This window comes from Sporosarcina ureae, assembly GCF_002109325.1.
Lineage (GTDB): Bacteria > Bacillota > Bacilli > Bacillales_A > Planococcaceae > Sporosarcina > Sporosarcina ureae_C.
Window position 1 is genome coordinate 2585594 of record NZ_CP015348.1, and the last position, 26720, is coordinate 2612313.

Below are 26720 nucleotides of genomic sequence, written 5' to 3' on the forward strand. Positions count from 1 at the left end.
CCTATTCGTTTCTAGGAGGTAGAATGGACTAAAGTCATCTATTCCATGCAACGATTGATGGATTGAAAATATGAACTTTATTAGGAAAGAGGGATGTTGTGAAGAAAAGTAGTTTACGTTGTCTACTGTTGGTACTGGTGTTTCTTGGATTAATTAATAGTGAACCTATACATAGTAATGCGCAGTCACCGGTTACAGAGTTGTTGGTGGAATACGCAGAAGATGTCCGAATGACATTTAGTGAAGAAGTAGAGATGCAAGTGGAAACGCGCAAGAGGATTTCTGATGAAGTAGAGTTATGGAGTTTGACAAAAGATGCGGACGTTGAAGCACTTCAACTCCAGTTGCAAGAGGATCCTGCTATCGCATACGTCGAGCTGAATGCAGAACGTGAAATCGCAGCAGACATCGTCGATCCTGGATTGAATGCTCAATGGTGGATCTCACATGTTCGTCCGGAAATGATCTGGTCGCGTGTAGCAGAACAAAGGAAATCGGTTAGTGTCGCAGTGATTGATTCAGGTATGGATACTAGACATATTGATTTGGAAAAAAGAGTTCGAACCGGTGGGTATAACTTCTATGATAGTAGTACGGATGTTTTTGATGTAACTGGACACGGTACGAAAGTGGCAGGGGTAATTGCTGCTGAATATGGAAATGGCATAGGGGTCACAGGAATTGTAGGTCCATATGACGTGAAGATTTTACCTTTAAAAGTATTTGGCGAAGGAAATAAAACAAAGACTTCCTATATAGTGGCGGCCATTAATTATGCTGTTTCACGTGGAGTAGATGTCATTAACTTGAGCTTGGGTGGAGATTTGAAGTCAGATATAGAAAACAACGCGATACAGCAAGCGATCGAGGCTGGAATAACGGTTGTGGCTGCGGCGGGAAATAAAGCAGAGGAAGGGAATCCACTGTTTTATCCTGCTTCCTACGACAATGTGATTTCCGTTGGTTCCGTGGATCAGTTGAATCAGCACGTGAAATCTTCTAATTACAATAACAGTCTAACTCTGGTGGCTCCAGGTACATCAATTTACACTACAAGCCCCAACCATGGATTTGGTATCGGTGAGGGCACGTCGTTTTCCTCACCGATTGTGGCGGGAGCGGTGGCTATGTATAAATCGTTGCAACCAAATACCACACCGCAACAAATGAAAAACTTGCTGAAAGATACTGCGATGCCGTTAGGTGGTTTAAATACACCTGCTTACTTTGGTTCAGGTTTACTGAATCTACGAGCATTGCATGACAGACTTCCGCCAAAAATAGTTCCAGTTGAACGAGTAGAATTGAACACGGAAGCTGTGACACTGGATTTGTCATTAGGCTATGTAACGAATGAAGTAAAGGCACTTTCCGCGAATAAAAACCAGTTAGCTGAGTTTGCTTCGTATGAAATAGAGCCAAACGATACAATTTCCCAAGCTACTTCCTTTTTAAATTATTACTATGAAAATATGAGGGGAAGAATAAATAAAACTTCTAAGGATATAGATTTTTATGAATTAGTAAGGGATGAGCCTGGGACGCTTGATGTTGAAATATATTGGACAAAAGATTATTCGCAAGATGGTTCTGATAATCAATTTTTAAATGTAGATTTATATGATGAAAAAGAGAACTGGATTGCAAAAGCTGAATATCAAGAGTTGGCTAACGGTAGAAAAGGATTAGCTATGAAAGTAGAGTTGCAAGAAGGTTACTATTATATGAAGGTTCATCAAGAATCATCATATAATGAAAGATTTGTGGAACAGGAATATGAAATATCGAGTATCTTTATCCCGGAATATAGTGATGTAGAAATTCCTGATATTATATTGGACGAAGTGTCTATGAAAAGAGGAGATAGAGAATACTTTTTGAACGAAGAGGATAACCTCGTGGAGTGGAAATCATCTAATCCGGAAGTAGCTTACGTAGACTACGATGGGATGGTGGTAGCGAATTATCCGGGAAGTGCGACCATCACGTTTTATATTGGAAACGCCAGGAAAATCCTGCCCGTTTATGTGGTAGATACAACGATAGAAGCAAAGTTTACAATTTCCGCAAAGGTTTTTCCATATAACGCAACGGATCAAAGAATTATATGGTCGTCATCAGACCCTTCCATAGCAGAAGTCGATCAGAATGGTGTAGTTACAGCGAAAAGTGTGGGTACCGTATTCGTCACAGCTAGAGCACGATTAGGTGGAGTGGCGGAAATTGCGACTGTACATGTTGTCAGAAACGGCAAAGGGTATGAATTTACAAGCGATTTTACAAATCCAGACGTCCCCATGGATAAAGTTTTCCGAGTCACCTTTACTCAGCCATTATCTCCGTTTAAAGATTATAGTCAAGATGTTGTGATTTCCAGAAAATCGAATGGTGCCGGGCGTGTGAAAAGTTTTACTGCCAAAGTAAATCCCCTGAACTATAAGCAACTACTGATTGAGCCAAATCAGTCCTGGCAGGAAGGTTATCATTATCTTACAGTGACAAAAAACGTTCAAAATACTAATTACCTTTCATTACGTAAGGAAAGTAGGATTATGTTTTATTCCTATTATAAGTAAATTAGTGTTCATCAGAAGAGTCCTCCTACTGGAGGGCTCTTCTGTCTTTCCATGCCAAACCCTGTAAAAACCTGTCACCCCATGTATGCAAGACGTCCCATTCCTCCGACAATTCATGGCCCAGTATTGTGTTAGACCCCAAAAAGTGCTATCTTATCAGTATAATAGCCTGAGAGTAGACTGGGCTTTTCTTGCTTGATTGAGAATTACATATGTTTTTTCGAAAAGGGGAATTCGATGAGTACTATACATGAGTCCGCGGATAACAGGCCGGAAGAGTTGCAGCGCATATTGGATAAGGAATTATTGCAGCTAGAGAAAATTACTATTGAAGATTTTGAAGTAGATCCTATTGAGAAGCCGGTTACGCAAGAGGATTTGAAGCAGTTTCAGCAATTCACATCAACGAGTTTCCGGTCGCTAGAAGAATTGCTTGAGAGCAATCAAGCCGTTCTGCCGGTTGATGAAGCGATTACTCGTTTGCAGGATGAAGCGTTTGAAGACCGTGTACATATGGCGAAACGGGCAGTAGAGATCTTTACATTATTCGAAGACGTACGTCAGACGGTGGACCCGGAGTCGATCGATTTGATCGCGCAATTGGATACCGTAATCGATCAAGCGCATCATTTGCTTGAGGACATGGGTATACAAGAGTTACCGGTGTATGATGAATATTTCGACGAAAGCTTTATGGAAGCGGTCGGCACTATACCTGCTGAAGAAGCGCCAGGAATTGAGCGATTTAAAGTAGCGGCTGTATTCCGCAGAGCCTTTTCAATAGAAGGACAAGTTATTCAAGATGCATTCGTGAAAACAGTTACGTAAAAGGGGGAACGTGTATGACAAGCATTACAATGGATCAATGGCTCAGTCACTGCGTCCGCCCATTAAGTAGGTGGAGGTGATTCGATGAGTTCATTCACTAACATTCCTATGTTGATTCAGCAAATGCAACAAGAGATACGCCAGAAGCGTTACACGATGGCGCTTGATACGATCCGAGAACTTGAAAAACTTAGTGTGAACCGAAAGCAGATACTGTGGCATAAAGCTTTGCTTGAGAGTAAAGTCGGCAATCTGCATGTAGCATTAGCGTACTTGAAGGAACTCGATAGCGAGGAGCCTCATGTCGCCAAGCTGGAAGAAGTGATTCTTAGTAATTGGGACACCTATACAAAGGTGATCGCTGAGTATAACTACGCTGTATCTGAAATTGAATTGGGCTATACCGAAAATGTCCTACATATAGTAGATAACGCCATGGAAATGGCAGGGAAAATGCCGATTCCGATTGAATTATATCGTATGAAAACCATTCTGGTGGCACGTTATGAAGCGGGCACGTTATCACGCTATACGGTTGGATTGCCTTTGCATGTTCTTGACGATCCGACTATCAAACGTGTCGTGGCGGCAGAACCTCCACGTCCGGATATTGCGCGTCCAGTGCCAAAACCGAAGCCGAAACGCAAGCTAAAAAAGGGAGCAGCGGCTTTATTCGCGGGCATTGCAACGGTTTTATTAGTCTTCGTAATATGGTTAATTGCCAACTTACTGGCACAGCCCGATACAGCTAGTGAGTTGCCGACTACTGTGCCGGTTGAAAAACCAGCCATAACAGAGACTGAACCGGTGAAAGAAGAGCCAGTAGAAGTGCCAGATACAGAACCTGAAGAGGAAGTTGAGCCTGAATTCGTATCGAATGAAGAGGCGAGAATGTATTATAACGAAGGTTATAAGCAGTATCTGAATGAAGACTTCCCTGCGGCAGTGGCCTATTTAGAGTATGCTGTGCGCACTGAAGAAAGTGATTACTTTACAGACGATGCGTCGTATTTCTTAGCATCAAGTTATTTACGCGAGCAGAAGTATGAAGAAGTCGTCAATACTGCGAAAGCTTTCTATAAAGAAGAAAGTGAGCATTATAAAGAGTCCCCTTATCGAGAAGGGATGCGCTTGCAAGAGAGTCGCGCATTATGGAAGCTAAATAAGAATGCCGAGGCAACAGCGATTCTGGATGAATTAATTAGCAAACCGAATGTCGATTGGGTTACGTATGAAGCGAAAGCTATGAAGAAGTTAATAGAAGAAGGCGAGAGTAGTGAAGACGTGGAGCAAGCGAGCTAACTCGGCTTGTGTCCGCGCTTAACTACAGAAAACAGGAGCAATCAAGGAAGTCATTAGACTCTTTCGATTGCTCCTGTTTTTATTCATGCGACTTAATCAGTTCCACATTGTGTTTCTCCCACTTCGCCATCTTTCCGTTAAATGATGGATCGGGTGTATACCAAGATTGCGAACCAAAGTAGTCTTGCAATTCCTTTGATTCAAAGACATAGCCGTGTCGCGCATATATTTCATTGCGCGCCAAACGTAAATCGTCTTTAGATAATCCTTTTAAATCGGATTTATCGAGGTACACGTCTCCGCTGTATGAAATGATGAAATGATCCTTTGGAACGTCAGCTGGAACTTCTTTAATAATCTCTTTGACAATGACCGTCTCGACAGGTTCTTCTTTTACAATGTCGTTTTGAACAACGGGCAGATCATTATCCTTTTCTACATCTGTGTTGGCCGCGGTAGCCAATTCTTTAATGGAATCAAAATCTAGATGAACAGTTTGTTTCGCCCCAAAGACGTTCGCCTGGATTTCTTCACGTACCGTATCGTCATCCAGAGTCGTCGTCATTTTAATTGGATAGATTCCCGCCATGAAAGGGCCGAATTCAGCCTGTTCTTTCCGCTTTTTGATATAGCCGATTTCCGCATCATGGATGGACAGTACCGTTTCATCGCCGATAGATTGTACTTTGACGATATAGCCTACTGGATTGATTGTGTAGCGCGGGAAAAGACCCAATCGTTTACCAGCTGCACGAATGGAAAACATGCCGTCTTCGGATTTTTCGTGTAAGTGGTTTTCCACTACTTGTACGATCGAAGGGTTTTTCTCAACCAACGTTAGCAGCGCTTGCAAACTATCTGCGTTAATCGCAATCCGACTGTCTTTCGGTACAATCAATTCTTGCAATGTGTCGCGATCCTGCTCGATCAATGCCGTAATGAATTTCTCTGTTGTAGCATTTCGCCCATATTTACTTTCAATAGTGTAGTAGCCAATGATCGCTACAAGCACGACAACAATTAATACAATTGGGTAGTGTGGTGTTTTCCATATAGAACGTTTTTTATTCAAACGACGTGACGCAAGAGATGCTTTACAGTTTGTACAAAACTCTTGCTGCTTATCATTCATTTCATTACAAATTGGACATTTTTTCATTTGAATTCTCCTACTTCATGCTATGGCTCTCTCTTTTGGAAACTAGAGTAGATACCAATGTAGTCAAAATTATACTATGATTGGCCGGATTATTCTAGATGTAAGGAAAGTTGTTATATAAGGATAATGAGTAAATGGTATGTTTGTGAAATTGAAATTTAAAATTATGTTTTTTACGTAGTACTATATTCAGTGTTTGCTGTATATAATTAGAAACGTACAAGCTATAATAGTATAAAAGAATCCTGTGTTTCCAAGGTAGGGGCTAAGGAAGAGAAGAGGATGCATATGAGAGAGAAGCGGCATATCGTGTTGGTTTTTTGCATCGTATGGATGATGGTACTAGGATTTCAAGGAGTGGTCAATGCGGATGTAGTACCCAATGAACTATTGGTTGAGTATGAAGGAAATCGCCAATCGTTTTCTATTGATGAAGGGCTACCAGGTGTTGAAAGCCGTGAAACTATATCAGATGAAGTGGAATTATGGAGTTTTACAGATTCGGCAGAGATGCTGTTAATGAAAGAACAACTACTTGAGGATCCAAACGTGTTACATGTTGAACCAAATTACGAGCGCTATTCGCATATCGTCCTCAATGATCCTATTTTCGTGAAGCAGTGGTGGATTCCGCAACTGAAGCCGCAGTTAATTTGGTCAAGAGTGACAGAACAAAAGAAGAATGCGGTTGTGGCAGTTATCGATTCAGGTATTGATATCCAGCATGAAGATCTACAAGGAAGAATTCAGCCAGGTGGCTATAACTTTTACGCTAACAACGCAAACGTTCAGGACGTCAATGGACACGGAACGGCAGTAGCGGGCGTCATTGCTGCGAGGGCAGGGAATCACATAGGTGTGGCAGGTCTAGCGGGAACATACGACACGAAAGTCTTGCCATTGAAAATTTCGCACTTGAATGGAACTAGCAAAGTATCGGATAGTATCAAAGCGATTGATTATGCGATTATGAAACAAGTCGATGTGATCAACATGAGTTATGGTAGTAGCCAGCCGTCCCAACTAGAAGAAAAAGAGATACAACGAGCGATCGAGTCGGGAATCACCGTCGTGGCATCTGCAGGAAACGATGCTGAAAAAGGGAATTCCGTCATGTTTCCTGCATCCTATCCTTCCGTAATTTCAGTAGGGGCAACCGATAGCAAAAATCAACGCGCTTCGTTTTCAAATTTTAATTCTCAAGTCAGCTTGGTTGCACCAGGCGCGGTGATTTCTACCACGTACATTAATAACACATATAAATCAGTGAGTGGAACTTCTTTCTCGGGACCTATGGTGGCAAGTGCGGCAGCTTTGGTGAAGTCCTTGCAACCGGAAGCCAAGTCAACTGAAATTAGAGAGTTACTTGAAATGACTGCGACAGACTTAGGGCAACTCGGTAAAGACGATCATTTCGGTGCAGGACTACTAAATTTAGAACGACTTAGCTATGCGTTGCCAACTGCCGCCAATCCAAATCAGCCAAAGGATTTTGTTGGTGATTTCCCGGACTTAGTCGTGAAAAAGAACAAAGTATTCAAAATCAAATTTACTAATAAACTAGTACTCGGCAAAGACTACAGCGAGCATATTTATATTACACATCTACCAAATAGCACAAAACGCATAGAAGGATTTACCGCGAAATTGAATCCACTAGATCCTCAGCAATTACTCGTCACACCTCTTAATGAATGGCAACTAGGTGTTCATTACTTACGTGTGAATCAAGGATTGCAGAATACAAAAGGTGTGACACTGAAGAAATCAGTTGTTGTGAAGTTTACGGTCGTGCCGGATTAATCCTATAGAACCAAAAAAGGCTATTGCAATAAGTCATGTAGACTTACGCAATAGCTTTTTATATTACTTTGTTACGTTAGAAAATATTTCTTTAGAACTGATATCTATGATCATATCTTCCACTTGTGGTTTCGTCTTGATCAATTCCATCTCATGAAGCCAATCACGTACTTCTTCCCATGACTTTTCATCAAGCTGGCCAAAGGGTTCTCCACCTGTTTCCATCTTCGGCAATAAAATACTCAAGCTTTCCATCTCAATGGCTTTATCGAGTGGGAAGTTCGCTTGATCTTGGTTGCTAAGCAATAATTCCAGTGCTTCTTCAGGCTGTTCCACCATGAATTCATACCCTTTTTGTGCGGCTCTCCAAAAGGCCAAGATGGCGTCATGTTCCTTCTCCCACGTATCGTTACCCGTTAACAAAACAATTTCACTGTAGTTAGGAACGCCGTATTCTACGGGATTAAAATAGCGTGTTTTGAACCCTTTAGCATTCATAACAGGTACTTCATGATTAATGAATGTTCCCGTCACAGCGTCAACCCGTTCAGAAACTAATGAAGATTCTAGTTCGAATCCAACATCAATCATTTTCACTTTATCGTAATCGCCACCATCATTTGTGATCATGGTTTTGATCAAGGCTTCGTTGAGTGGAATGCCAGGATAACCAATCGTCAGATCTTCTAGATCTTTCGGCGATTGAATGGGACTGTCCTCCAGCATGACCGTGTAGTTCAGTGGTTCACGTACGACAGATGCGACCGCTTTGATAGGGATATCTTCATTCGCTTGAGCCAAAATGACATCGGGTTGGTAGTACAATCCAAGTGTCACTTTTCCTGCAGCAGTCAAATTCATTGGATCAGTTGGATTGGCAGGGAATTGAATATCAACTTCGACATCCTCATCATTGAAATAACCTTTTTCCTGTGCCACATAAATATAGCTATGTACTGCGTTTGGGTACCAGTCGAGCATAATACTAACTTTTTTCTTATCATCGTTCTGTGACTCTTCCGTATCTACTGCGGTTGCATCATTATTGCAGCCAGCGACTAGCAAAAGAAGAAAGGTCATCCCAAGTAGCAAACGTTTTTTCATTCGTGGTTCCTCCATTGTAAAAAGTATTTTTCCAATAAAACGACAAGTAAAAAGAAAATAATGCCTACAGCAGATAGTAAAACAATCGGTGCAAATACAGCCGCACTATCGAATTGAGTCATCATTCTTCTGCTGAAATATCCAAGACCCGCCTGTGCGCCAAGCCATTCTCCGATTGCAGCACCGATCACGCTGAGTGTGACCGCCACTTTAAGTCCAGAGAAAAAGGAAGGTAGGGCGGAAGGTAGATCCAGTTTAAAGAAAATATCTTTTGCAGACGCGCCCATCGTGAGCATTAATTCACGTAAGTTTTTATCCGATGAACGCAAGCCGTCGAACACACTGACAGTGATGGGGAAAAAGGTGATTAGTACAGTGACTGCAACTTTTCCCCAAATGCTGTAGCCGAACCACAGCACGAAAATCGGTGCAAGCGCAATGACGGGAATCGTCTGTGACGCAATCAAAAGTGGATAAAACGCTTGCTCGATAGGCTTCTTGCTATACATCGCGATCGCAAGTGCTGATCCGATAAGTATCGAAATAATTAGTCCGATGACTATTGTTGCAGCTGTCGGAGGTAAATGGTGGATAAACAGCTCCGATTTTAGTTCCCATAACTTGACTAGAATCGCAGATGGAGACGGGAATAAGAAGCTTTTATCATAAAGACGCGCTCCGGTTTCCCATATGCCAAGTAAGATCGCGACGAAAAGTATGGAGCTACTATAAGAAGTAATCTTTTTCATAGTGGTGCCTCCGAACGTAGCTCCATGATGAGTTGTTGCTTTAATTCAACCAGTTCTGGGCGTGCCAAGTCTCTCATCGTACGTGGTCGATCAAGAGGAACGGCTACTTCGCGAATTGTCCGCACAGGTTTTTCAGCAAGTACAAAGATACGATCAGATAGAAATAATGCTTCGTCGATATCATGGGTGATGAAGACAATGGTTTTATCGAGCCTCTTCCACTGATCAATTAGCCACTCTTGCATCGTCAAGCGGGTAATGGCGTCGAGCGCACTAAAAGGCTCGTCCAGCAATAAAATATCAGAGCCGGTTAGAATCGTTCGTAAAAAAGAAACACGTTGACGCATACCACCTGATAAGTTGCCAGGGTAAGAGTTTTCTTCACCAGCTAGCCCAAAATCTGCAAGTAGCTGGATCATCTCATCGGAAGTCGCTTTGGCACCTCGGAGTTCCACTGGCAATCGAACATTTTCTAGAATGGTTCGCCAAGGCATGAGTAAATCTTGCTGCGGCATGTAACCGACTTTTCCTAAACGCCTCGTTGCGACTTCACCGTTCAATGAAATTTCTCCACTGTCAGGATTCTCAAGGCCAGTAACTAATCGGAACAACGTACTCTTCCCGTAACCACTTGGTCCAATGATGCTGACGAATTCGCCTTCATTTACATGCCAATCAACTAGGTCAAAAATAGCCGTCGGTTTTGAAGCTTTGGTTGCTTGATAATGAAAGGATACATCGGTAAATTCTAAAATTTTATTAGGCATATTCTTTTCACATCTCTTTTCTTCAAAAATCCACACAAAAAAACCACTTCTTTTGTGCGAAGCGGTTGCATAGTTCGGCCAAGACCGGTCATATGTCCACTTCCCTCCGCTAGCATTATCTAGAGCAGGTTTAAGGGTTAAGGCAAATAGCCTCTCTCAGCAAAAGCACCCCTAGTGTTTATCCATGTCTTATCGTTTCATATTCTAGTAAAGTAGTCAACTTTAATTCAGTAAATATTTTGAATGCCGATCAAACTATTCTTTTCACTCATTAATAGCAAGCATCTTGCATTTCATTGAAAATCTATGTAGTATAATGACTATCAGACCGAAATGGTATTACGGTCAATTTCGAAGGATGTGTCAAAATGGATCGTAGGGAAGAAATCATGTTGGCGGCTGGAAAATCGTTTACGATGTTTGGCTATAAGGCGACGACAATGGACCAAGTAGCGAAAATAGCGAATGTGGGGAAAGGTACTATCTATACGTTTTTCTCGAATAAAGAAGAATTATTTCATTCGATCGTCTGGAATATGGTGAACGAAATGAAAGAGGCGTCGGAAAGAACGGCTATAGAAGGGGCATCGTTTCAAGAGAATGCCCATGCGCGTATTATGCAGTTATTGAAGTTTCGTGAGACGCATCAGTTATTCATTAAGCTGATTGAAGAGGAAAAAGAGTTACGCACACCAGCTGTCGGGGATGTGTTAACTTCTATAGAGAAGGAAATATTGCAGTTTATTGCTAGTAAGATTGAACGCGGTGTTGCCAAAGGTGAATTGAAGCCATGTAATAGTGAACTGATCGCGTATCTATTATTCAAATCTTATTTGGCGTTAGTAGTGGATTGGTCGAAAACGCATGATGACCAGCTGACCGAGGAGCAAATCACAGATGTGTTGAACTATACGATTTTCTCTAGTCTATTGGTGTAATATGCGAATGTCGGAATACAGAGCGAGGGTTTATACTACATGAATAAAATATTGTTTATAGTCAAACGGGATCTCCGGAATATATTCAAGAATAAAGCGGCGCTCATCGTCATTGCAGCCATTGCATTTCTACCGTCGCTCTATGCCTGGATGAACATTTTGGCTTCGTGGGATCCATATTCCAATACGAAAGGCGTATCAGTAGCGATTGTTAGTGAAGATCAAGGCGCAGAAATTGAGGGTAAGGAATTCAATGTCGGAGACGAAGTAATCGTTTCGCTGACCAAGAATGATGATCTCGGTTGGCAGTTCGTGACGAAAGACGAAGCCTTAAAAGGTGTTAAGCACGGCGATTACTACGCTGCGATTATCATCCCCAAGAATTTCTCGGAAAATTTAAGCAGTATCGTTACAGACGATATTAAACAACCGACATTGGATTATTATATCAATGAAAAGATTAATGCGATTTCTCCAAAAGTAGCAGGCAAGGGCGCATCTGCTATAGTAGAGAATATCGATAGCACGTTCGTTGAAGAAGCGAACAAAGCAGTGATCAAGGTATTCAATAATCTAGGAGTGGAACTGGAAAACAATCGTGTCAATATTGAAAAACTACGCGATTTAGTTTATCAACTAGAATATGATATTCCCGACATTTATTCGAAATTGCAGCTAGTGGATAAAGGGTTAAATTTCGCGGATTCTTCTATTGATCGTGTGGATCTGGTATTGGACGATGTCAATTCGGTGCATGCGAATGCGAAAAAACTGAATGCACGATTGATCAGCAAGTTGCAAGAGAATGAAAAGACCGTGGATAATACATTGCGGGTCATTACATCCAACTTGGAGAGTGCGCAAACCGCATTCCGTAAAGTGCCTGATCTGACAAGTGAATTGTCAGGTAAAGGGGAAGATGTGGATCGTATCGTCGATTCACTGCGCGATAAGCAAGGTAAATTGGAAGATACAAATGCTAGGTTAGATGATATTTATGATTATTTGAAGAAGCAGGATCAGAATTTAAAAGATTCATCCAATATTAAAGACTTGCAGAGTTCTTTGAGTGACAGCGTGGCGGATTTAAGTCGTCTGAAGAAGAACTTGGAAACTATCATTTCAGATTTACAAAGTGGTAAGAATCCAGCGACGGATCTGATCACACAAACACAGGCGCTGTCAGACAAGCTTGCTGAAGATATGGATAAAATCAAAGGTAATTATGAAAATATATTGTCTCCTCAAACGGAAAAGTTGATGAAGCAGTTGAAAGAGCTTTCTGTGAATATTACAAGCTTGCTGGACCGTGCAACGGAAGTGAATACGAATGCGCAGAAAGTTGTGCAAGGCTTGATCGATAAGCGGGAGTCAATTGATTTCAGTCAATTCCAAGAACAGCTCGACAGTATGTCCACTGCCATTGAAGATCAAATCGGTAAAACGGATACAGTGATTTCAGTTCTTGAAGCCGCTGGAAAAGTAACCGGTAGTGACAAAATTGCTAGTTTGGGACAGAGATTTGTTTCGTTAAGAGAACAGTTAGTATCGACTAAACAAGTCATTGACAAAGTGCAAGCCGCCATCAATAAAGGCGAAAAGCCAAGTCTTGAGTTGTTGAATCAATTGAAAGGACAGTTGGAAGCTAGCGAGCAAAAGATTGTGGATGCGCGAAATCAATTTGATGCGAATAGCCAAAAGGCGATTACTGATGCAATTGAACAACTGCAGACTTTTGATGAGGGATTACGTGATCGATTCAATGAACTCCAAGCCTCAAAGACAGAAATTGATGAGAAGCTTGCAGGATTGTTAGGGACAGCAGAAGATCCAAAGGTTACGATTGGCGTACTTCAAACGATGGTAGATCGTATCGATAATGGGCTGTCAGCAATTGGATCGATTACAAGTGGACTAACAGATTTAGAGAAGTTCATTCATTCCGATAAGCTTTCTGGAGAGATTGAACGCATCAAAACGGTGCAAAACAGTTTATCATCTGCCAATTCATCTGTAGACGGCTTAGTTGGTCGAATCAATGAATCAAAAGCAAATGGAAAGAAACATTTGGCTGAAGTCGATCGCGTATCCGGAGAATTGGATCGCTCGGTTGGGGAAGCTATTGATTTCGTCAACAGTGATTTGACAAGAAAGTATAAGTCGGCGATGCGTGACGCAACAAATGCTTTATATGATGTGTCCGACGTATTGGATGAAGTGAATGGACGGATTCCACGTTTGCGTACGGCACTTGAAAAGGCAGAAGCAGGGGTTGCGCTAGGGAAAACGGATTTAGCGAAAGCGGAGAAGTACTTCCCGGAAGCGCGTGAAACGATTGAAACGATGGCGGAGAAGATCCGTAAATTAGAAGAAGACGGCGACTTGGATAGATTATTGGATGTTCTCGCAACAGATCCTACTGGTGTTAGTAAGTTTTTCGCTGAACCGGTAGTATTGGATGAGCACCAGCTATATCCAATTCCGAACTACGGTTCCGCAATGAGCCCGTTCTATACAACGCTATCATTATGGGTCGGTGCGTTGTTAATGGTCTCCACGTTAAAAGTGGACATTCGGGAGAAAACACGGTTCAAGAGTTACCAAACGTATATTGGACGGTTAATCATCTTCGCCGGGATCGGGACGATTCAATCATTGATCGTCACGCTAGGTGAGATATTTATCATGGACGTCTATGTGGTGAATAAGCTGCCATTTGTGATATTCGGTGTGATCATTAGTGTTGTATTCGTTACTATTGTCTACACACTCGTATCCGTATTTGGTAACACTGGAAAAGTCATCGCAATTATTTTGATGGTCATGCAGCTCGGTGCGTCAGGCGGAACATTCCCGATCCAGATGGCACCCGAATTCTTCCAACGCATTTCTGCATTCATGCCGTTCACCCATGCAATCACTTTATTGCGTGAATCCATTGGGGGCATTATCTGGGCGGTGGCTTGGAAACAAATTCTCTACCTGTTCATCTATTTCGCTTTATCGCTAGGTGTGGGAATAGGATTGAAGAAATTCTTTAATAAATCGAGCGATAAGTTTATTGAGAAAGCGAAGGAAAGTAATATTGTGATGTGATGATAAATAAAGGCTGCATGGAAAGTTATTAATAACTTTTCATGCAGCCTTTTTACGTGTATCTAAACTTTATAGAATAAAATCCGTTAGAATAGCTTCATTTGTTGAGAATTATTCTTGTCATCGATTCCATTAACATAACCCATATCTCGAAATCCTTTTGATCGCTTCTTGGCCATATTTATTAGAATGGGAACCTTTTGGTCAATATAGTCATACACACGTACTTCTTGCTTTTCGGAATAGTTACGATGTAATCTTCCTACATATTGAGTAAGAAGACCTTTCCAGGAGATAGGCATAGTTAAAAATAATGCATCTAATCGAGGTAAATCAAATCCTTCACCAATATACTTGCCAGTCGCAATAATTACTAATTCATCTTCACTTGGTAAATTACGAATCATGTTCAATGCTCGTTCTTGTTCCTTTTTTGATAGTTCTCCTGAAAGAATAACAATATTTTTTGAGAAGCCCTTGAGCAAGTCATGTAGTATTTTAACATGGTTAACTCTTTCGGTTAGAATTAATGGTGTCCTACCATCTTCTAATGCTAAAAGTACGTCATCGAAAATAAGTCGATTTCGCTTATCGTCCACTGCAATTTCATTGTACATTTGCTGTATGCTTTCAGATTTAGTTTTATATGAAGTTTTTCTTTCATAGATTAGATGATGGAAAGGTCGTATGAGAGCCTGTTCTTTAGCATCAGTTTTATATAAGATTGGTCCGCATTGCATGGTGATTATTGGGTGAAGTCCATCCCTACGTGTAGGTGTAGCAGTCAGGCCATAAACATATTTTGCTCGAACCATTTTCATCAGTTTTTCTGAAGTATATGCTGATAAATGATGACATTCATCTACTATGATCTGTCCATATTGAGTAATGATAGGATTAATACCTTTAGAAGTTAGAGTTTGTATTGTTGCTACATCAATATTTCCAGTAGCTACTTGTTTTCCACCACCAAATTGTCCTATTTCCTTATGTGATAAGTTCAAGAATATTGAGAGTTGATCAATCCACTGATTTAGTAGTTGTTTTCGATTGACTATAATAAGTGTATTGACTTTTTGGTCAGCAATCAAAGCTGCGGCTGTTACTGTTTTTCCGAATCCTGTAGTGGCTGCTAGAATTCCGCTATCATTTTCTTTCAGCTGTTTTAGCGCATCCAACTGTTGTGGAGATAAAGTTCCAGAGAAGTGTGTTTCTATTGGATGACCTAAAAAGCGTTCATTTGCCCAGTCTACTTTAATACCTTTAGATGTTAGTAAATCTTGAATAGCTTGTTCGCATCCCCTAGGAAGAATTAAGTGGGTAGTAGTCTTATCGAAACTTTCAATGAGGGGAGGGATGATATAGGTAGATAATCGTTTAGCTTTTGCTTTAAAATATTCAGGATTTCCAAAAGTAGCTAAGTTTTCGAGTTGTGAAGTAAGTGAATCAGAAAGATCTTCTAGCTTGAAATGAATGCCATTCTTTTTAATGACTTTTAACGCGCTCTGCTCTTTAATAGATTTACTAATATTATTCCGTACATTAAGTAGTTTCAAATAGTTATTCATAGCATTCTCGTCTACTTTATTTAGGCAAGATAGGTATAGCCACTGATCTTCAAATGGTTTAAAGTTATCATTAACAAAAACGCTATTGCCTACATCCCGGGCATAGCGTTGTAAAGGTAATGCGATTAGGTTCCCTAAACTATTATTGTTTTTAAGGAAGTCCTGGCTTGGAAACAAACGGTCAAAAGACTTTAATTCAGCTGTTGTGTTCTTATCGACATAGTTAATAAGTGTTTTGCCAAGGGTGCGAGCTAATGAAGAAGGTAAGGCTTCTGAAAAGAAAATCCATACATGCGCTCCATTACCAGAACGAGATCTTTCAATGCTAATAGGAAGCTGAATCTTTCTGCAGATATTTACGAACGCTAATACATCGTCTTGCCAATTTTTTATCAAAGTCGACTACAAGAAACCAACAAGAGTTATCTATTAACAATGGATATAAACCGACAACGTGCTTCCCACTTAAATGGTCGTAAACAGTTTGATCGGTAAGAGGGATGAAGGCTTTATTCTTACGAGCTGGTGAATATCCGCTCTTTCCATTATCTAAATCCCATCGAGTTGCATAAACATCCATTCTACCTCGAAATAAACTTTGAAATAACTGAACCTTTTCTTGTGCGGTCGAAGTATCGGTAACTAAACTGGTAGATTCTTTAATCTGAAATGCAGGTAAATGGTTCTGTACTATCATTTTTAAGTATTTATTTTCTGTATGAAGTTTTTCTAGTTCAAGATTCAATTCTCGTTCAGACTTCTTCATAAACAATGCACCTCTTATATTTTAATTCAGTAATTCGCTATACTTAGTTTACTAAGAAAATTAGATTAAATACAAGAGGGTTTTGAATATTCAATGCAATGACTTTTTATATACAACATATAACATTAGCCACTTTACCTGTTCTCCATTAAACTCCAAACGGTTTTGATAATATCATCACACTTGACGAACAATGTACTCTCCAACACGAATGTGTTCGTAGTGCCGTCATTCAACTCTACGGTAATGCCATTCGGTACGATGCCTAATACATATGACGAATCAATATTATTGATATCCTGAATAGTAAATTCCATCGCGTCTCTTTTGAAATGCATATTTCGTGGCTGGAAAAGAAAGCGTTGATCTGTAATAAATAAATCCCCACTAACGTAATCTATGCTTTTGCGTAAATCTACCGGAATTTCATATAGGACATTTTCATTTTCATGAGAAACTATCATACCGATCTCTCCTTTATGGATAGTAACGAAGACTCCATTTCCATTTTACCTATATAAATATGTATAAACAAGTGATGTTGATTCTTTTAGCGAAGAGGTGAGTGGGGGTAGTTGCTCTATTTGATGTGGTATCCGCTCTATCGTCCGCGTTATCCGCTCTATGCGCCGCGTTATCCGCTCTATCATCCGCGCTATCCGCTCTATGCGAGATCGCGCCCGCTCTATCGGCCGTGATATTCGCTCTAACAGGGTCCGCATCCGCTCTTATCGGCCGCGTTATCCGCTCTATGCGAGCCCGCGCCCGCTCTATCGGCTGGGATATCCGCTCTATGCGAGCCCGCGCCCGCTCTATCGGCTGGGATATCCGCTCTATGCGAGCCCGCGCCCGCTCTATCAGCCGCGCTATCCGCTCTATGCGAGATCGCGCCCGCTCTATCGGCCGTGATATTCGCTCTATCAGGGTCCGCGACCGCTCTATCAGCCGCGCTATCCGCTCTATGCGAGCCCGCATCCGCTCTATCAGCCGCGTTATCCGCTCTATGCGATTCCGTGACCGCTCTATCCACCGAGTTATCCGCTCTATCACCCGCGCTATCCGCTCTATGCCAGCCCACGACCGCTCTATTTCCCTATTGACACTAAAAAACCTTGTCTGTTATCATTATGTGTAACCGGTACCACATATGAATGTGTTACCGGTTACATATCGAGAGATTGTAGGTGGAATAGTTGGCTAATATACGGGATGTCGCGCAACATGCAGGGGTTTCAGTAGCGACTGTTTCACGTTATTTAAATAATAAAGGATACATAAGTGAAGAAGCGAAACGAGTCATTGGCAAAGCCGTTGAGGAATTGAACTATGAGCCAAGCATGATCGCGCGTTCGCTCAGTACGAAGCAATCGACGTTTATTGGATTGATTGTGCCAGATATCGTCAATCCATTTTTTCCGGAACTTGCACGTGCGATAGAAGATATCGCGTTAGCTTATGGATACACTGTCATCCTATGCAATTCAGATGAAGACTTGGAAAAGGAAATTAATTATGTCCGAACGCTTCAGCAGAAATATGTAGCCGGTTTTATTGTGGCGACGAGTCATGTAGAGGCTGAACATTACACCGGTTTGGACGTTCCGATCGTAGCGATTGACCGCAGAATTCATTCGTCGATTCCGTATATTGCGACGGATAACCGCGAAGGTGCGCGCATTGGAACGGAGCATTTATTACAGAGTGGCTGTAAAAATATTCTTTGTATGCGAGGGCCATCGGGATTAGGTCCTGCAGATGATCGATTTGCTGGGTTCAATGATGCTGTGAACGGGAAAGATATAGAAACTCATATTATTGAATGTCCCTTCCATTTTGAAATAGCTGAGACGATGGTGAAGAAGGTGTTGCAAGACGTGCCGATCGATGGGATTTTTGCGAGTAGTGATGTCACCGCGGCAGGTGCAATGAAGGCTGCGTATTCTTTAGGCATACACGTACCGGATCAGCTTCAAATCGTAGGGTATGACGGAACGATGCTAGCGAGCCAATTAACACCAGGCCTAACAACGGTTGCTCAGGACTTATACAAAATTGGTGCGATGGCGGCAAGAATGCTTATTAAATTAATTGAAGGGCACGAGCTGACGGAGCGTGAAGTACTAATTCCGGCAGAGTTGCTCATTCGTGAGACGACAAGGAGTGAGACGTAATGATAACGGTCATTGGCAGTGCCAATATGGATTTGGTAGTCGGCACGGAGAATTTTCCGGATCAAGGCGAGACGGTTCTTGGAAATGTGTTCGATACGGTGCCGGGTGGAAAAGGCGCGAATCAGGCAATTGCGGCAGCGCGACTAGGTAGCGAAACGCATATGGCGGCTTGTGTAGGGAATGATATGTTCGGTACGAGTATATTGAATAATCTAGAGCAAAACAAAGTCGGTGTCACAGGTGTTCGTGTGGTTGAAGGAGCTTCCGGTATTGCGAATATTTTACTATCGGAAGGAGATAATCGGATTATCGTCGTTCCAGGCGCCAATTCTTCGTTGATGCCTAGTTATATTGACGAAATTGAGGAACTCATCAAGCGCAGTAAACTGGTGATGCTTCAATTGGAAATCCCTATCCCGACCGTTATCTATGCGTTGGCGAAATGCCAAGCACTCAATATTCCCGTGATGTTAAATCCTGCACCAGCACGAGGCTTTGAGCTGGATATGATGCCATCCATCAAGTATTTGACGCCGAATGAAACGGAATGTGAGCAGATCTTCGGCATGGATATGGTGAGTGCATTAGAAAAGTATCCGAACCGTTTAATTATTACGCTAGGTAGTGATGGTGCGCGGTTCTTTGATGGAGAAAAGCATGTGATCGTAGAGAGCTTTAAGACAAATGTCGTGGATACAACAGGCGCAGGTGATACGTTTAACGGAGCGCTTGCACATGGAATTGTAACCGGCATGGAGTTGGAACAAGCGGTTCGTTTCGCGAATGCAGCGGCATCGCTTTCCGTAGAGAAGTTTGGCGCACAAGGTGGCATGCCTTCATTTGAAGAAGTGAAAGCGCGTTTGGAGGAAAGGCGATGAAAAAGCAAGGTATGATCAATCGTGATATTGCGGCTGTGCTCGCTAAGATGGGTCACACTGATCAACTAACGATAGCCGATTGCGGTCTACCAATTCCAGAAGATGTTCCGTGTATCGATCTTTCGTATACACTCGGAAAACCTTCATTCACTGAAGTACTAACTGAACTATTACAAGACTTTCAAGTAGAAAAAGTATATATTGCTGGTGAAATAAAAGCGGAGAACTCTAAAGTATACAGTAAAATCAAAGAGTTAGAATGTCCGATAGATGAGCTGACACATGAGCAATTGAAAGAACAATCAAGTCGATCGAAAGTAATTATTCGTACAGGAGAAGCGACACCTTACGCCAATATTATCGTGCAGTCGGGCGTCATATTCTGAAAGTGGGTGAGCAGAGATGATTGCGATGAGCGGAATATCGAAAAGTTTTAATGGAAATAAAGTACTCGATAATGTGGAGTTTAATGTGGTGAAAGGTGAAATCCATGCGCTTATGGGCGAGAATGGTGCAGGGAAATCTACGATGATGAAGATTTTGACAGGGATTTATACGCGTGATTCAGGTGAGATCTACGTCAAAGGTGAGAAAGTAGAGTTCAAAAGTGCTAAAGAAGCTGAGGCTGCAGGCATTGCGGTTATTCACCAAGAGCTTAATATTTTACCTGACTTAACCGTTGCGGAGAACTTTTATTTAGGTAAAGAAAAGACTTTCGGCAAAACTGGAATTTTGAAGACGAAGGAAATGAATCGTCAAGCGGAAGAGATTCTATCGAAGTTAGGATTGAATGTGGATGCACGTACCATCACGCGTGAATTGTCTGTCGGTAAACAGCAGATTATTGAAATTGCGAAGGCGGTTTCTTCTAATGCCGAACTGATTGTGATGGATGAGCCGACTGCAGCACTGACGGATCGTGAAATCGAAACGTTATTTAAAACGGTTCGCGCATTGCAGGCAGAAGGCGTTTCATTCGTTTATATATCTCACCGCATGGAAGAGATTTTCGCGATGTGCGACCGCATTACCATTTTGCGAGACGGTCAATACGTCGGTGTGCGAAATATTAAAGATACGACGTTTGAAGAAATTGTCCAGATGATGGTCGGACGTGAATTGGGTGAACGATTCCCAGCACGTGCTTGTGAAATAGGCGATGTGAAATTGAAAGTAGAAAACCTCTCGCGCAGTGACTATTTTGAAGATGTATCATTTGAAGTGCGAAAAGGTGAAATCGTCGGTATTGCCGGATTGATGGGTGCCGGGCGTACGGAAGTGATTCAATCTATTTTCGGCTTTAAGAAGCCAACTGCAGGTAAAGTTTTCATTGATGGAAAGCATGTAGTGATTTCGAATCCTTTACAAGCGAAAAAGCTTGGGATCGGATACGTTACGGAAGACCGGAAATCTGAAGGGTTAATTCTTGAATTTTCGGTACGAGAAAATATGTGCCTGACCAATTTCAATCGTATTTCTAACTCAGGAGTCATTCAACGAACGAAAGAAAATCAGTTGTATGACACGATGTCTCAACGTCTCGGTGTTCGCACATCTGGACCTGAACAAAGCGTCAAGTCGTTGAGCGGTGGTAACCAGCAAAAGGTAGTTATCGCGAAATGGCTTGGGATTGAGCCGGATATTCTATTCTTGGATGAACCGACAAGAGGTGTCGACGTTGGAGCGAAGAAAGAAATTTACAGCATCATCAATGAGTTGGCTGAGCGTGGAGTTGCGATTGTGATGATTTCATCTGAACTACCAGAAGTGATCGGTATGGCAGACCGCGTGCTCGTTATGCACGAAGGCCAGTTGATGGCCAACTTGCCAAAAGAAGAAATGACACAGGAACGGATTATGCATTTTGCAACAGGAGGTGACAAAGTTGTCCAAAACTAATATGAAATCGTCCATACAGAAATTGGGGCCGGTCATTGGTTTACTTTTGATCATTGTCATTATTTCAGTTATGAGTCCAAGCTTTTTAACGTTGAACAACTTGTTCAACGTATTGCGTCAAGTTTCAATTAACGCCTTGATTGCGTTCGGGATGACGTTTGTCATTTTGACAGGCGGAATCGATTTGTCGGTCGGATCGATTCTCGCGCTAACGGGTGCTGTAACAGCCGGCATGATGTCGGGCGGTATGGATCCGATTTTGGCTATGCTACTCGGAGTATTATTAGGTGTTCTGCTCGGTGCAATTAACGGATTGATCATTGCGAAAGGTAAGGTCGCACCATTTATTGCAACGCTTGCGACTATGACCATTTTCCGCGGATTAACGTTGGTCTATACTGAAGGCCGACCGATTTCAGGACTTGGTGATTCATTCACTTTCCAAATGCTCGGTAAAGGATATATTCTAGGTATCCCCGTTCCGGTCGTTACGATGGCTATTTCCTTTGCGGTGCTGTACTTCATATTGAAGAAAACGACGTTTGGACGCCGCGTCTATGCGGTAGGTGGCAATGAAGAAGCGTCACGTCTTTCTGGAATCAACGTCGATCGAATCAAAATTTATGTGTATTCATTGGCGGGCGGATTGACGGCCATTGCTGCATTAATTTTGACATCACGCTTGAATTCCGCGCAGCCGACAGCTGGTAATATGTTCGAACTCGATGCCATCGCTGCCGTAGTACTTGGTGGGACTAGCTTGACTGGCGGTCGTGGTTGGATTGTTGGTACATTAGTCGGTGCATTGATTATTGGTGTATTGAACAATGGTTTGAATTTGATTGGCGTATCCTCTTTCTTCCAACAGGTCGTAAAGGGTGCAGTTATATTAATCGCAGTCCTCTTGGATCGCAAAAAAACAGCATAAGGAGATGAGAAGTGTATGAAGAATATTAAATGGTTATTGCTTATGGCAGTCGTGTTCGTAATGGCAGCTTGTTCGTTGGATCAGCCGGGTTCAGAATCTTCATCTGATAACAAGGGAGATGCAGCAAAAGACGGAGACAAAGCATATAAGATCGGTCTTTCTGTATCCACGTTAAACAACCCGTTCTTCGTAACATTGAGTGACGGAGTGAAGGAGCAAGCAAAAGATTCAGGATCAGAAGTTATAGTAGTAGATGCACAAGATGACGCATCTAAACAAGCAAGTGATGTAGAAGATTTAATTCAACAAGGTGTAGATTTACTGATCATCAACCCGACAGATTCTGAAGCGGTTGTATCTGCAGTAGAATCAGCTAACAGTTCGAACATTCCGGTCATTACAGTAGACCGTAGTGCAGAAGGTGGAGAAGTAGTTTCTCACATCGCTTCGGATAATAAAGCAGGCGGCGTGTTGGCAGGAGAATATATGCTTGAGTTACTTGGCGAAGATAATGCACAAGTAGCAGAGCTTGAAGGTATCGCAGGGTCATCGGCAGCACGTGACCGTGGAGCCGGCTTTAACGAAGCGGTAGAAGGTAAAGTAAATATCGTTGCAAAACAAACAGCGAACTTTAACCGAGCAGAAGGTTTGACGGTTATGGAAAATATTTTGCAAGCAAATCCAGACATCAAAGGTGTATTTGCACATAATGATGAGATGGCGCTAGGTGCATTGGAAGCGATTCAGTCTGCTGGTAAAGATATTCTGGTAATTGGATTCGACGCTACGGACGACGCAGTCAACTCTGTTAAAGATGGCAAGTTGTCAGCGACGATTGCACAGAAGCCTGAAGAAATCGGGAAGAAGGCAATGGAAGCGGCGGTTGCTACGCTAAATGGCGAGGACGTAGAAGCGGACATTCCAGTTGAGTTAGAGTTAATTAAAGAGTAAGTATAGTTTAGAGAAGCTCCCCAGCTATCATGGCTGGGGAGCTTTTTTGCGGAAAAATATCTATTACTGCTTTGGACCTCGTTGTCTCAAAGACTACTCTACTTGGAAAAATAGATTTAATTTAAAAGTAAAAAGATTAGACTATTTGTATGTCTTTATATTCGAAATATTTACACTATGTAAAGTGAGCATAGACAAATTTGAATATATAATCAATAATAGAGCAGGAAAAGAATTATAGGCTGAAGGAGTGTTGAAATGAAAGCGTTATCAAAGTCGATTAATGCAGGTAGATTGAATGATAATCTTCAAAGTTTAGCAGAGATAGGTAAAATCGGTTCGACAGGGGTATCAAGACTCGCACATTCACCTGAAGATAAACAAGCTGTCTTACACGTTAAAAAGTATATGGATGGAATAGGATTGCATACAACAATTGATCATTTTGGAAACTTGATTGGCAGAATGGATGGATTAGCAAATGATGCGCCAGCATTAGTCATAGGCTCTCATATAGATTCACAGCCATACGGTGGAAGATATGATGGTGCGCTCGGCGTGATGGGGGCATTAGAAGTACTGGAATCTTTTTATGAAGATAAAATCATACCCGAGATCCCTATTATTTTAATTGCCTTTGCTGATGAAGAGGGTTCACGTTTCAATAAAGGATTATTTGGTGTTAGAGGCATCCTAGATAAGCTAGAAGAAGGAGAACTAGATCGTCAGGATAAGACAGGTATGACTAGGCGTGAGGCACTCATTGAATTTGGAGCGGATCCATCAAAGTTTACAGAATGTCTAATAGATACTTCAAAGATCGCAGCATTTTTAGAACTACATATTGAACAAGGGCCTGTGCTAGAAGCAAAAGATGAGCCGATTGGTATTGTGACAGGCATCTCAGGTCCGTTATGGATGACGGTTGAAATGGAGGGGCTTGCAGGACATGCTGGATCTGTTCCTATGTCGATGCGGCAAGATGCATTAGTTGGCGCTGCTAAAGTCATTGTAAAGTTAAATGAATTAGCGCAAGAAATTCCTGAGGCACCGACCGTTAGTACTGTAGGAAGCTTGCAAGTATTTCCTGATTCCCGCAATATCATTCCGGAAAAAGTTACTTTTACTGTAGACCTTCGTGATATTGATGAGAATAGACGTGATAAAATCGAGAAAGTTTTACGACAGTATATAGATGAAATTGCAGAAGAACACGGCTTGACCTATAAAATCAGTGAAGATACGAGGAACGAGCCACGATTCTGCAACGAAAACATTATGCAAATCATGCGAGAAGAAAGTAGTGAAATGGGTTTAACACCACCTGAGTTAATGAGTGGACCATTTCATGATTCACTTCAAATGTCCTATGTATGTGATTATGGAATGATTTTTGTTCGCTCCAAAGATGGTATAAGTCACAATCCAAAGGAGTATAGTTCACCAGAAGATATTGCATTAGGAGCAGAATTACTCTATAAGACCGTATTTAGAATGGCTTGTCAAAAGTAATAGATTACAAAATAAAGTATTGATGGAGGAATTCAATGAGTAGGAAAAAGTTTAATACCATTTATGTTATTACTGTTACTATCCCTTTTCTATTGCTAATATTTCCGTTGTTTGAGCTAGCTAATCGAGCAACGCCAATAGTTATGGGACTTCCCTTTTCATTCTTCTATATTATCTTAGTTATACTACTTACGTTTGTTGCAATAATCATACTGCATCAATTTGATCCAGATCGCGCGTTGGAAGAAGGTGATGAATAATGGAAAATTGGCTAATCGCATTAATCATTATGGTGGGTTACTTAGTTATTGCATTAGTAGTCGGGGTGTGGGCAGGTAAAGGGCAAGATTCCAGTTCTCTAGATGAGTTTGCTGTTGCAGGAGGTAAATTAGGGTTAATCGTTATGTGGTTCTTGATGGGTGGAGCTGTATTTAGCGCCTTCTCATTCTTAGGTGCACCAGGTTGGGCATATGAAAAAGGAGCCCCTGCTTATTATATTATCATCTATACAGCTTTTGCGATTCTTCCTTGGTATATCATCGGACCTAAGATATCTAAGATCGGTAAAAAGTTTAATTTGTATACGCTTTCATCCTTTTTGAGAATTCGATATAAAAGTAGATGGCTCGGTATTATTGTTGGTGTACTTGCTTTACTAGCATCCATACAATACTTAGCTACTCAACTGACTGGAATGGCACATATCTTTAACATCATGACTGAAGGGCGAATTCCATTTTGGCTGGGAGGACTCCTTGCATATGGCATTGTTGTTGTCTATGTAGCAACAGGAGGATTGCGTGCTGCAGCTTGGTCAGACGTATTCCAGGGACTATTGATGATTATCATTTCATGGGTCGTAGGATTGGCTATAGTAAATCAGTTGCATGATTCAGTTGGTGTGATGTTCACGAATATCGCTACAGAAACACCTGAATTTTTACAGATTGGAAAAGAAGGGTCAAATATGGGGACTATACCATTCACGACTACTATTCTAGTCTCTGTAATCGGATTTCTTATGTGGCCGCATCTATTCACAAAATCTTATGCGACAGGTCCTAGAGTCATAAAGAAAACGGTTCTGGTTTATCCGATTTTCGCATTATTCCTAGTACCACTATTGCTAGTAGGATTTGCGGCTAAAGGAATTGTAGATGCGAACTTGATTGAAAGTGCGGATCAGATTCTACCATTCTTAATCACAACTGTCATGAATTTGCCAGGCTGGGTATATGGATTAGTTGGTGCGGGTGCACTTGCTGCTGCGATGTCATCTGCTGATGCGATTACACACAATGCTACACTGGAAACGACAGATGGGATTATTCGCGCTATATTTAAAGATCTGCCTGATAAGACGGTATTGACTATCATGCGCGTAGGTGTCTTTGTAATCGGTGGATTGGCATATATTATCACGATTTTTGGTGGGCAAGGATTAATTGTCTTGCTATTAGGTGCTTATGGGGCGATCGTTCAATTCGCACCAGGTGTGTATAGTGCGTTATATTGGAGACGTGCTACCGCAGCTGGCGTCATCAGCGGACTAGTAGTGGGAGCGGCGTTGAATTTCTACTTCCAATTGGTCGCAGAATCCACACCATTTGGAATGCATGCCGGAATCATTGGATTGATTGCTAATGTGATCATCATGATAGTTGTAAGTCTATTTACGAAGACTGCTGGGAATGAAGAGGAAGACATTTATCTTCGCAGCTAACT

At 41.7% G+C, this 26720-nt stretch carries 21 protein-coding genes, 1 pseudogene and 1 riboswitch; of the genes and pseudogenes, 15 read left to right on the forward strand and 7 right to left on the reverse strand.

The window, feature by feature from the left end; genetic code table 11:
- Positions 1 to 98 precede the first annotated feature (98 nt).
- The 3 genes from SporoP32a_RS12795 (at position 99) to SporoP32a_RS12805 (ending at position 4706) form a co-directional block, all read left to right on the forward strand.
- Positions 99 to 2576 carry a S8 family serine peptidase gene (locus SporoP32a_RS12795; protein WP_085428245.1) on the forward strand — a complete coding sequence of 826 codons (2478 nt, stop codon included), beginning with the start codon at positions 99 to 101 and terminating at the stop codon, positions 2574 to 2576.
- Between the two features lie 237 nt (positions 2577 to 2813).
- Complete coding sequence (gene grpE / locus SporoP32a_RS12800) at positions 2814 to 3404, forward strand: nucleotide exchange factor GrpE (protein ID WP_085428246.1); 591 nt, start codon at positions 2814 to 2816, stop codon at positions 3402 to 3404.
- An 84-nt stretch (positions 3405 to 3488) separates the two neighbouring features.
- A complete protein-coding gene (locus SporoP32a_RS12805) occupies positions 3489 to 4706 on the forward strand; it encodes a tetratricopeptide repeat protein (RefSeq protein ID WP_085428247.1) in 1218 nt (405 codons plus the stop codon).
- Between the two features lie 79 nt (positions 4707 to 4785).
- On the opposite strand, the gene SporoP32a_RS12810 is transcribed toward SporoP32a_RS12805, so the two are convergent.
- Positions 4786 to 5865 (reverse strand): YARHG domain-containing protein, encoded by a 1080-nt coding sequence (locus tag SporoP32a_RS12810; RefSeq protein ID WP_085428248.1) that lies wholly within the window; start codon positions 5863 to 5865, stop codon positions 4786 to 4788.
- A gap of 288 nt (positions 5866 to 6153) precedes the next feature.
- Here SporoP32a_RS12810 and SporoP32a_RS12815 point away from each other — a divergent pair, with 288 nt between their 5' ends.
- Positions 6154 to 7668 carry a S8 family peptidase gene (locus SporoP32a_RS12815; protein ID WP_198166168.1) on the forward strand — a complete coding sequence of 505 codons (1515 nt, stop codon included), beginning with the start codon at positions 6154 to 6156 and terminating at the stop codon, positions 7666 to 7668.
- A 63-nt stretch (positions 7669 to 7731) separates the two neighbouring features.
- Here SporoP32a_RS12815 and SporoP32a_RS12820 read toward each other — a convergent pair whose 3' ends face one another.
- The 3 genes from SporoP32a_RS12820 to SporoP32a_RS12830 are packed head-to-tail and all read right to left on the reverse strand — an operon-like array spanning position 7732 to position 10288.
- The gene (locus SporoP32a_RS12820; RefSeq protein ID WP_085428250.1) at positions 7732 to 8772 is read right to left on the reverse strand and encodes an ABC transporter substrate-binding protein; all 1041 of its coding nucleotides are present in this window, start codon (positions 8770 to 8772) and stop codon (positions 7732 to 7734) included.
- Positions 8769 to 9521, reverse strand: a complete 753-nt coding sequence (locus SporoP32a_RS12825; protein ID WP_085428251.1) for an ABC transporter permease — start codon at positions 9519 to 9521, stop codon at positions 8769 to 8771. Before SporoP32a_RS12825 ends, SporoP32a_RS12820 begins: the two co-directional genes overlap by 4 nt.
- A complete protein-coding gene (locus tag SporoP32a_RS12830; RefSeq protein ID WP_085429079.1) occupies positions 9518 to 10288 on the reverse strand; it encodes an ABC transporter ATP-binding protein in 771 nt (256 codons plus the stop codon). The genes SporoP32a_RS12825 and SporoP32a_RS12830 overlap by 4 nt, the downstream gene beginning before the upstream one ends.
- Positions 10289 to 10372: 84 nt before the next feature.
- Positions 10373 to 10471: riboswitch (TPP riboswitch) on the reverse strand.
- A 185-nt stretch (positions 10472 to 10656) separates the two neighbouring features.
- Between SporoP32a_RS12830 and SporoP32a_RS12835 the strand changes: the two genes are divergently transcribed.
- Both SporoP32a_RS12835 and SporoP32a_RS12840 read left to right on the forward strand, forming a co-directional pair.
- Positions 10657 to 11226, forward strand: coding sequence for a TetR/AcrR family transcriptional regulator (locus tag SporoP32a_RS12835; RefSeq protein ID WP_085428252.1), 570 nt, complete (start codon positions 10657 to 10659; stop codon positions 11224 to 11226).
- Between the two features lie 39 nt (positions 11227 to 11265).
- The gene (locus SporoP32a_RS12840; RefSeq protein WP_085428253.1) at positions 11266 to 14322 is read left to right on the forward strand and encodes a YhgE/Pip family protein; all 3057 of its coding nucleotides are present in this window, start codon (positions 11266 to 11268) and stop codon (positions 14320 to 14322) included.
- A gap of 86 nt (positions 14323 to 14408) precedes the next feature.
- Here the strand turns inward: SporoP32a_RS12840 and SporoP32a_RS12845 are convergent, their stop codons facing one another.
- The 3 genes and pseudogenes from SporoP32a_RS12845 to SporoP32a_RS12850 all read right to left on the reverse strand — a co-directional run bounded on the left by SporoP32a_RS12845 (position 14409) and on the right by SporoP32a_RS12850 (position 17120).
- Positions 14409 to 15890 carry a DEAD/DEAH box helicase family protein gene (locus tag SporoP32a_RS12845; RefSeq protein ID WP_420542320.1) on the reverse strand — a complete coding sequence of 494 codons (1482 nt, stop codon included), beginning with the start codon at positions 15888 to 15890 and terminating at the stop codon, positions 14409 to 14411.
- A 51-nt stretch (positions 15891 to 15941) separates the two neighbouring features.
- Positions 15942 to 16656, reverse strand: a pseudogene (locus SporoP32a_RS17520) (TOTE conflict system archaeo-eukaryotic primase domain-containing protein); the annotation flags it as partial.
- Positions 16657 to 16790: 134 nt separating this feature from the next.
- Positions 16791 to 17120: a GRAM domain-containing protein gene (locus SporoP32a_RS12850; protein ID WP_085428254.1), complete on the reverse strand. Its 330-nt coding sequence runs from the start codon at positions 17118 to 17120 to the stop codon at positions 16791 to 16793.
- Between the two features lie 729 nt (positions 17121 to 17849).
- Between SporoP32a_RS12850 and SporoP32a_RS12860 the strand changes: the two genes are divergently transcribed.
- The 9 genes from SporoP32a_RS12860 to SporoP32a_RS12900 all read left to right on the forward strand — a co-directional run bounded on the left by SporoP32a_RS12860 (position 17850) and on the right by SporoP32a_RS12900 (position 26718).
- A complete protein-coding gene (locus SporoP32a_RS12860; protein WP_085428256.1) occupies positions 17850 to 18827 on the forward strand; it encodes a LacI family DNA-binding transcriptional regulator in 978 nt (325 codons plus the stop codon).
- Positions 18827 to 19705, forward strand: coding sequence for a ribokinase (gene rbsK / locus SporoP32a_RS12865; protein ID WP_085428257.1), 879 nt, complete (start codon positions 18827 to 18829; stop codon positions 19703 to 19705). Before SporoP32a_RS12860 ends, rbsK begins: the two co-directional genes overlap by 1 nt.
- The gene (rbsD, locus tag SporoP32a_RS12870; protein WP_085428258.1) at positions 19702 to 20091 is read left to right on the forward strand and encodes a D-ribose pyranase; all 390 of its coding nucleotides are present in this window, start codon (positions 19702 to 19704) and stop codon (positions 20089 to 20091) included. The genes rbsK and rbsD overlap by 4 nt, the downstream gene beginning before the upstream one ends.
- A gap of 16 nt (positions 20092 to 20107) precedes the next feature.
- Positions 20108 to 21604, forward strand: coding sequence for a sugar ABC transporter ATP-binding protein (locus tag SporoP32a_RS12875; RefSeq protein ID WP_085428259.1), 1497 nt, complete (start codon positions 20108 to 20110; stop codon positions 21602 to 21604).
- Positions 21591 to 22532 (forward strand): ribose ABC transporter permease, encoded by a 942-nt coding sequence (gene rbsC, locus SporoP32a_RS12880; protein ID WP_085428260.1) that lies wholly within the window; start codon positions 21591 to 21593, stop codon positions 22530 to 22532. Before SporoP32a_RS12875 ends, rbsC begins: the two co-directional genes overlap by 14 nt.
- Positions 22533 to 22547: 15 nt before the next feature.
- On the forward strand, positions 22548 to 23483 hold the full coding sequence (gene rbsB / locus SporoP32a_RS12885; RefSeq protein ID WP_085428261.1) for a ribose ABC transporter substrate-binding protein RbsB: 936 nt from the start codon (positions 22548 to 22550) through the stop codon (positions 23481 to 23483).
- A gap of 258 nt (positions 23484 to 23741) precedes the next feature.
- On the forward strand, positions 23742 to 24995 hold the full coding sequence (locus SporoP32a_RS12890; RefSeq protein ID WP_085428262.1) for a M20 family metallo-hydrolase: 1254 nt from the start codon (positions 23742 to 23744) through the stop codon (positions 24993 to 24995).
- A gap of 35 nt (positions 24996 to 25030) precedes the next feature.
- Positions 25031 to 25255, forward strand: coding sequence for a hypothetical protein (locus SporoP32a_RS12895; protein ID WP_085428263.1), 225 nt, complete (start codon positions 25031 to 25033; stop codon positions 25253 to 25255).
- Positions 25255 to 26718 carry a sodium:solute symporter family protein gene (locus SporoP32a_RS12900; RefSeq protein ID WP_085428264.1) on the forward strand — a complete coding sequence of 488 codons (1464 nt, stop codon included), beginning with the start codon at positions 25255 to 25257 and terminating at the stop codon, positions 26716 to 26718. Before SporoP32a_RS12895 ends, SporoP32a_RS12900 begins: the two co-directional genes overlap by 1 nt.
- The last annotated feature ends 2 nt before the right edge of the window (positions 26719 to 26720 follow it).

Coding starts and splice junctions, on each gene's coding strand:
- grpE (WP_085428246.1), top strand. CDS start 2,814: ATGAGTACTATACATGAGTCCGCGGATAACAGGCCGGAAGAGTTGCAG.
- SporoP32a_RS12805 (WP_085428247.1), top strand. CDS start 3,489: ATGAGTTCATTCACTAACATTCCTATGTTGATTCAGCAAATGCAACAA.
- SporoP32a_RS12810 (WP_085428248.1), bottom strand. CDS start 5,865: ATGAAAAAATGTCCAATTTGTAATGAAATGAATGATAAGCAGCAAGAG.
- SporoP32a_RS12815 (WP_198166168.1), top strand. CDS start 6,154: ATGAGAGAGAAGCGGCATATCGTGTTGGTTTTTTGCATCGTATGGATG.
- SporoP32a_RS12820 (WP_085428250.1), bottom strand. CDS start 8,772: ATGAAAAAACGTTTGCTACTTGGGATGACCTTTCTTCTTTTGCTAGTC.
- SporoP32a_RS12825 (WP_085428251.1), bottom strand. CDS start 9,521: ATGAAAAAGATTACTTCTTATAGTAGCTCCATACTTTTCGTCGCGATC.
- SporoP32a_RS12830 (WP_085429079.1), bottom strand. CDS start 10,288: ATGCCTAATAAAATTTTAGAATTTACCGATGTATCCTTTCATTATCAA.
- SporoP32a_RS12835 (WP_085428252.1), top strand. CDS start 10,657: ATGGATCGTAGGGAAGAAATCATGTTGGCGGCTGGAAAATCGTTTACG.
- SporoP32a_RS12840 (WP_085428253.1), top strand. CDS start 11,266: ATGAATAAAATATTGTTTATAGTCAAACGGGATCTCCGGAATATATTC.
- SporoP32a_RS12845 (WP_420542320.1), bottom strand. CDS start 15,890: ATGAATAACTATTTGAAACTACTTAATGTACGGAATAATATTAGTAAA.
- SporoP32a_RS12850 (WP_085428254.1), bottom strand. CDS start 17,120: ATGATAGTTTCTCATGAAAATGAAAATGTCCTATATGAAATTCCGGTA.
- rbsK (WP_085428257.1), top strand. CDS start 18,827: ATGATAACGGTCATTGGCAGTGCCAATATGGATTTGGTAGTCGGCACG.
- rbsD (WP_085428258.1), top strand. CDS start 19,702: ATGAAAAAGCAAGGTATGATCAATCGTGATATTGCGGCTGTGCTCGCT.
- SporoP32a_RS12875 (WP_085428259.1), top strand. CDS start 20,108: ATGATTGCGATGAGCGGAATATCGAAAAGTTTTAATGGAAATAAAGTA.
- rbsB (WP_085428261.1), top strand. CDS start 22,548: ATGAAGAATATTAAATGGTTATTGCTTATGGCAGTCGTGTTCGTAATG.
- SporoP32a_RS12890 (WP_085428262.1), top strand. CDS start 23,742: ATGAAAGCGTTATCAAAGTCGATTAATGCAGGTAGATTGAATGATAAT.
- SporoP32a_RS12895 (WP_085428263.1), top strand. CDS start 25,031: ATGAGTAGGAAAAAGTTTAATACCATTTATGTTATTACTGTTACTATC.
- SporoP32a_RS12900 (WP_085428264.1), top strand. CDS start 25,255: ATGGAAAATTGGCTAATCGCATTAATCATTATGGTGGGTTACTTAGTT.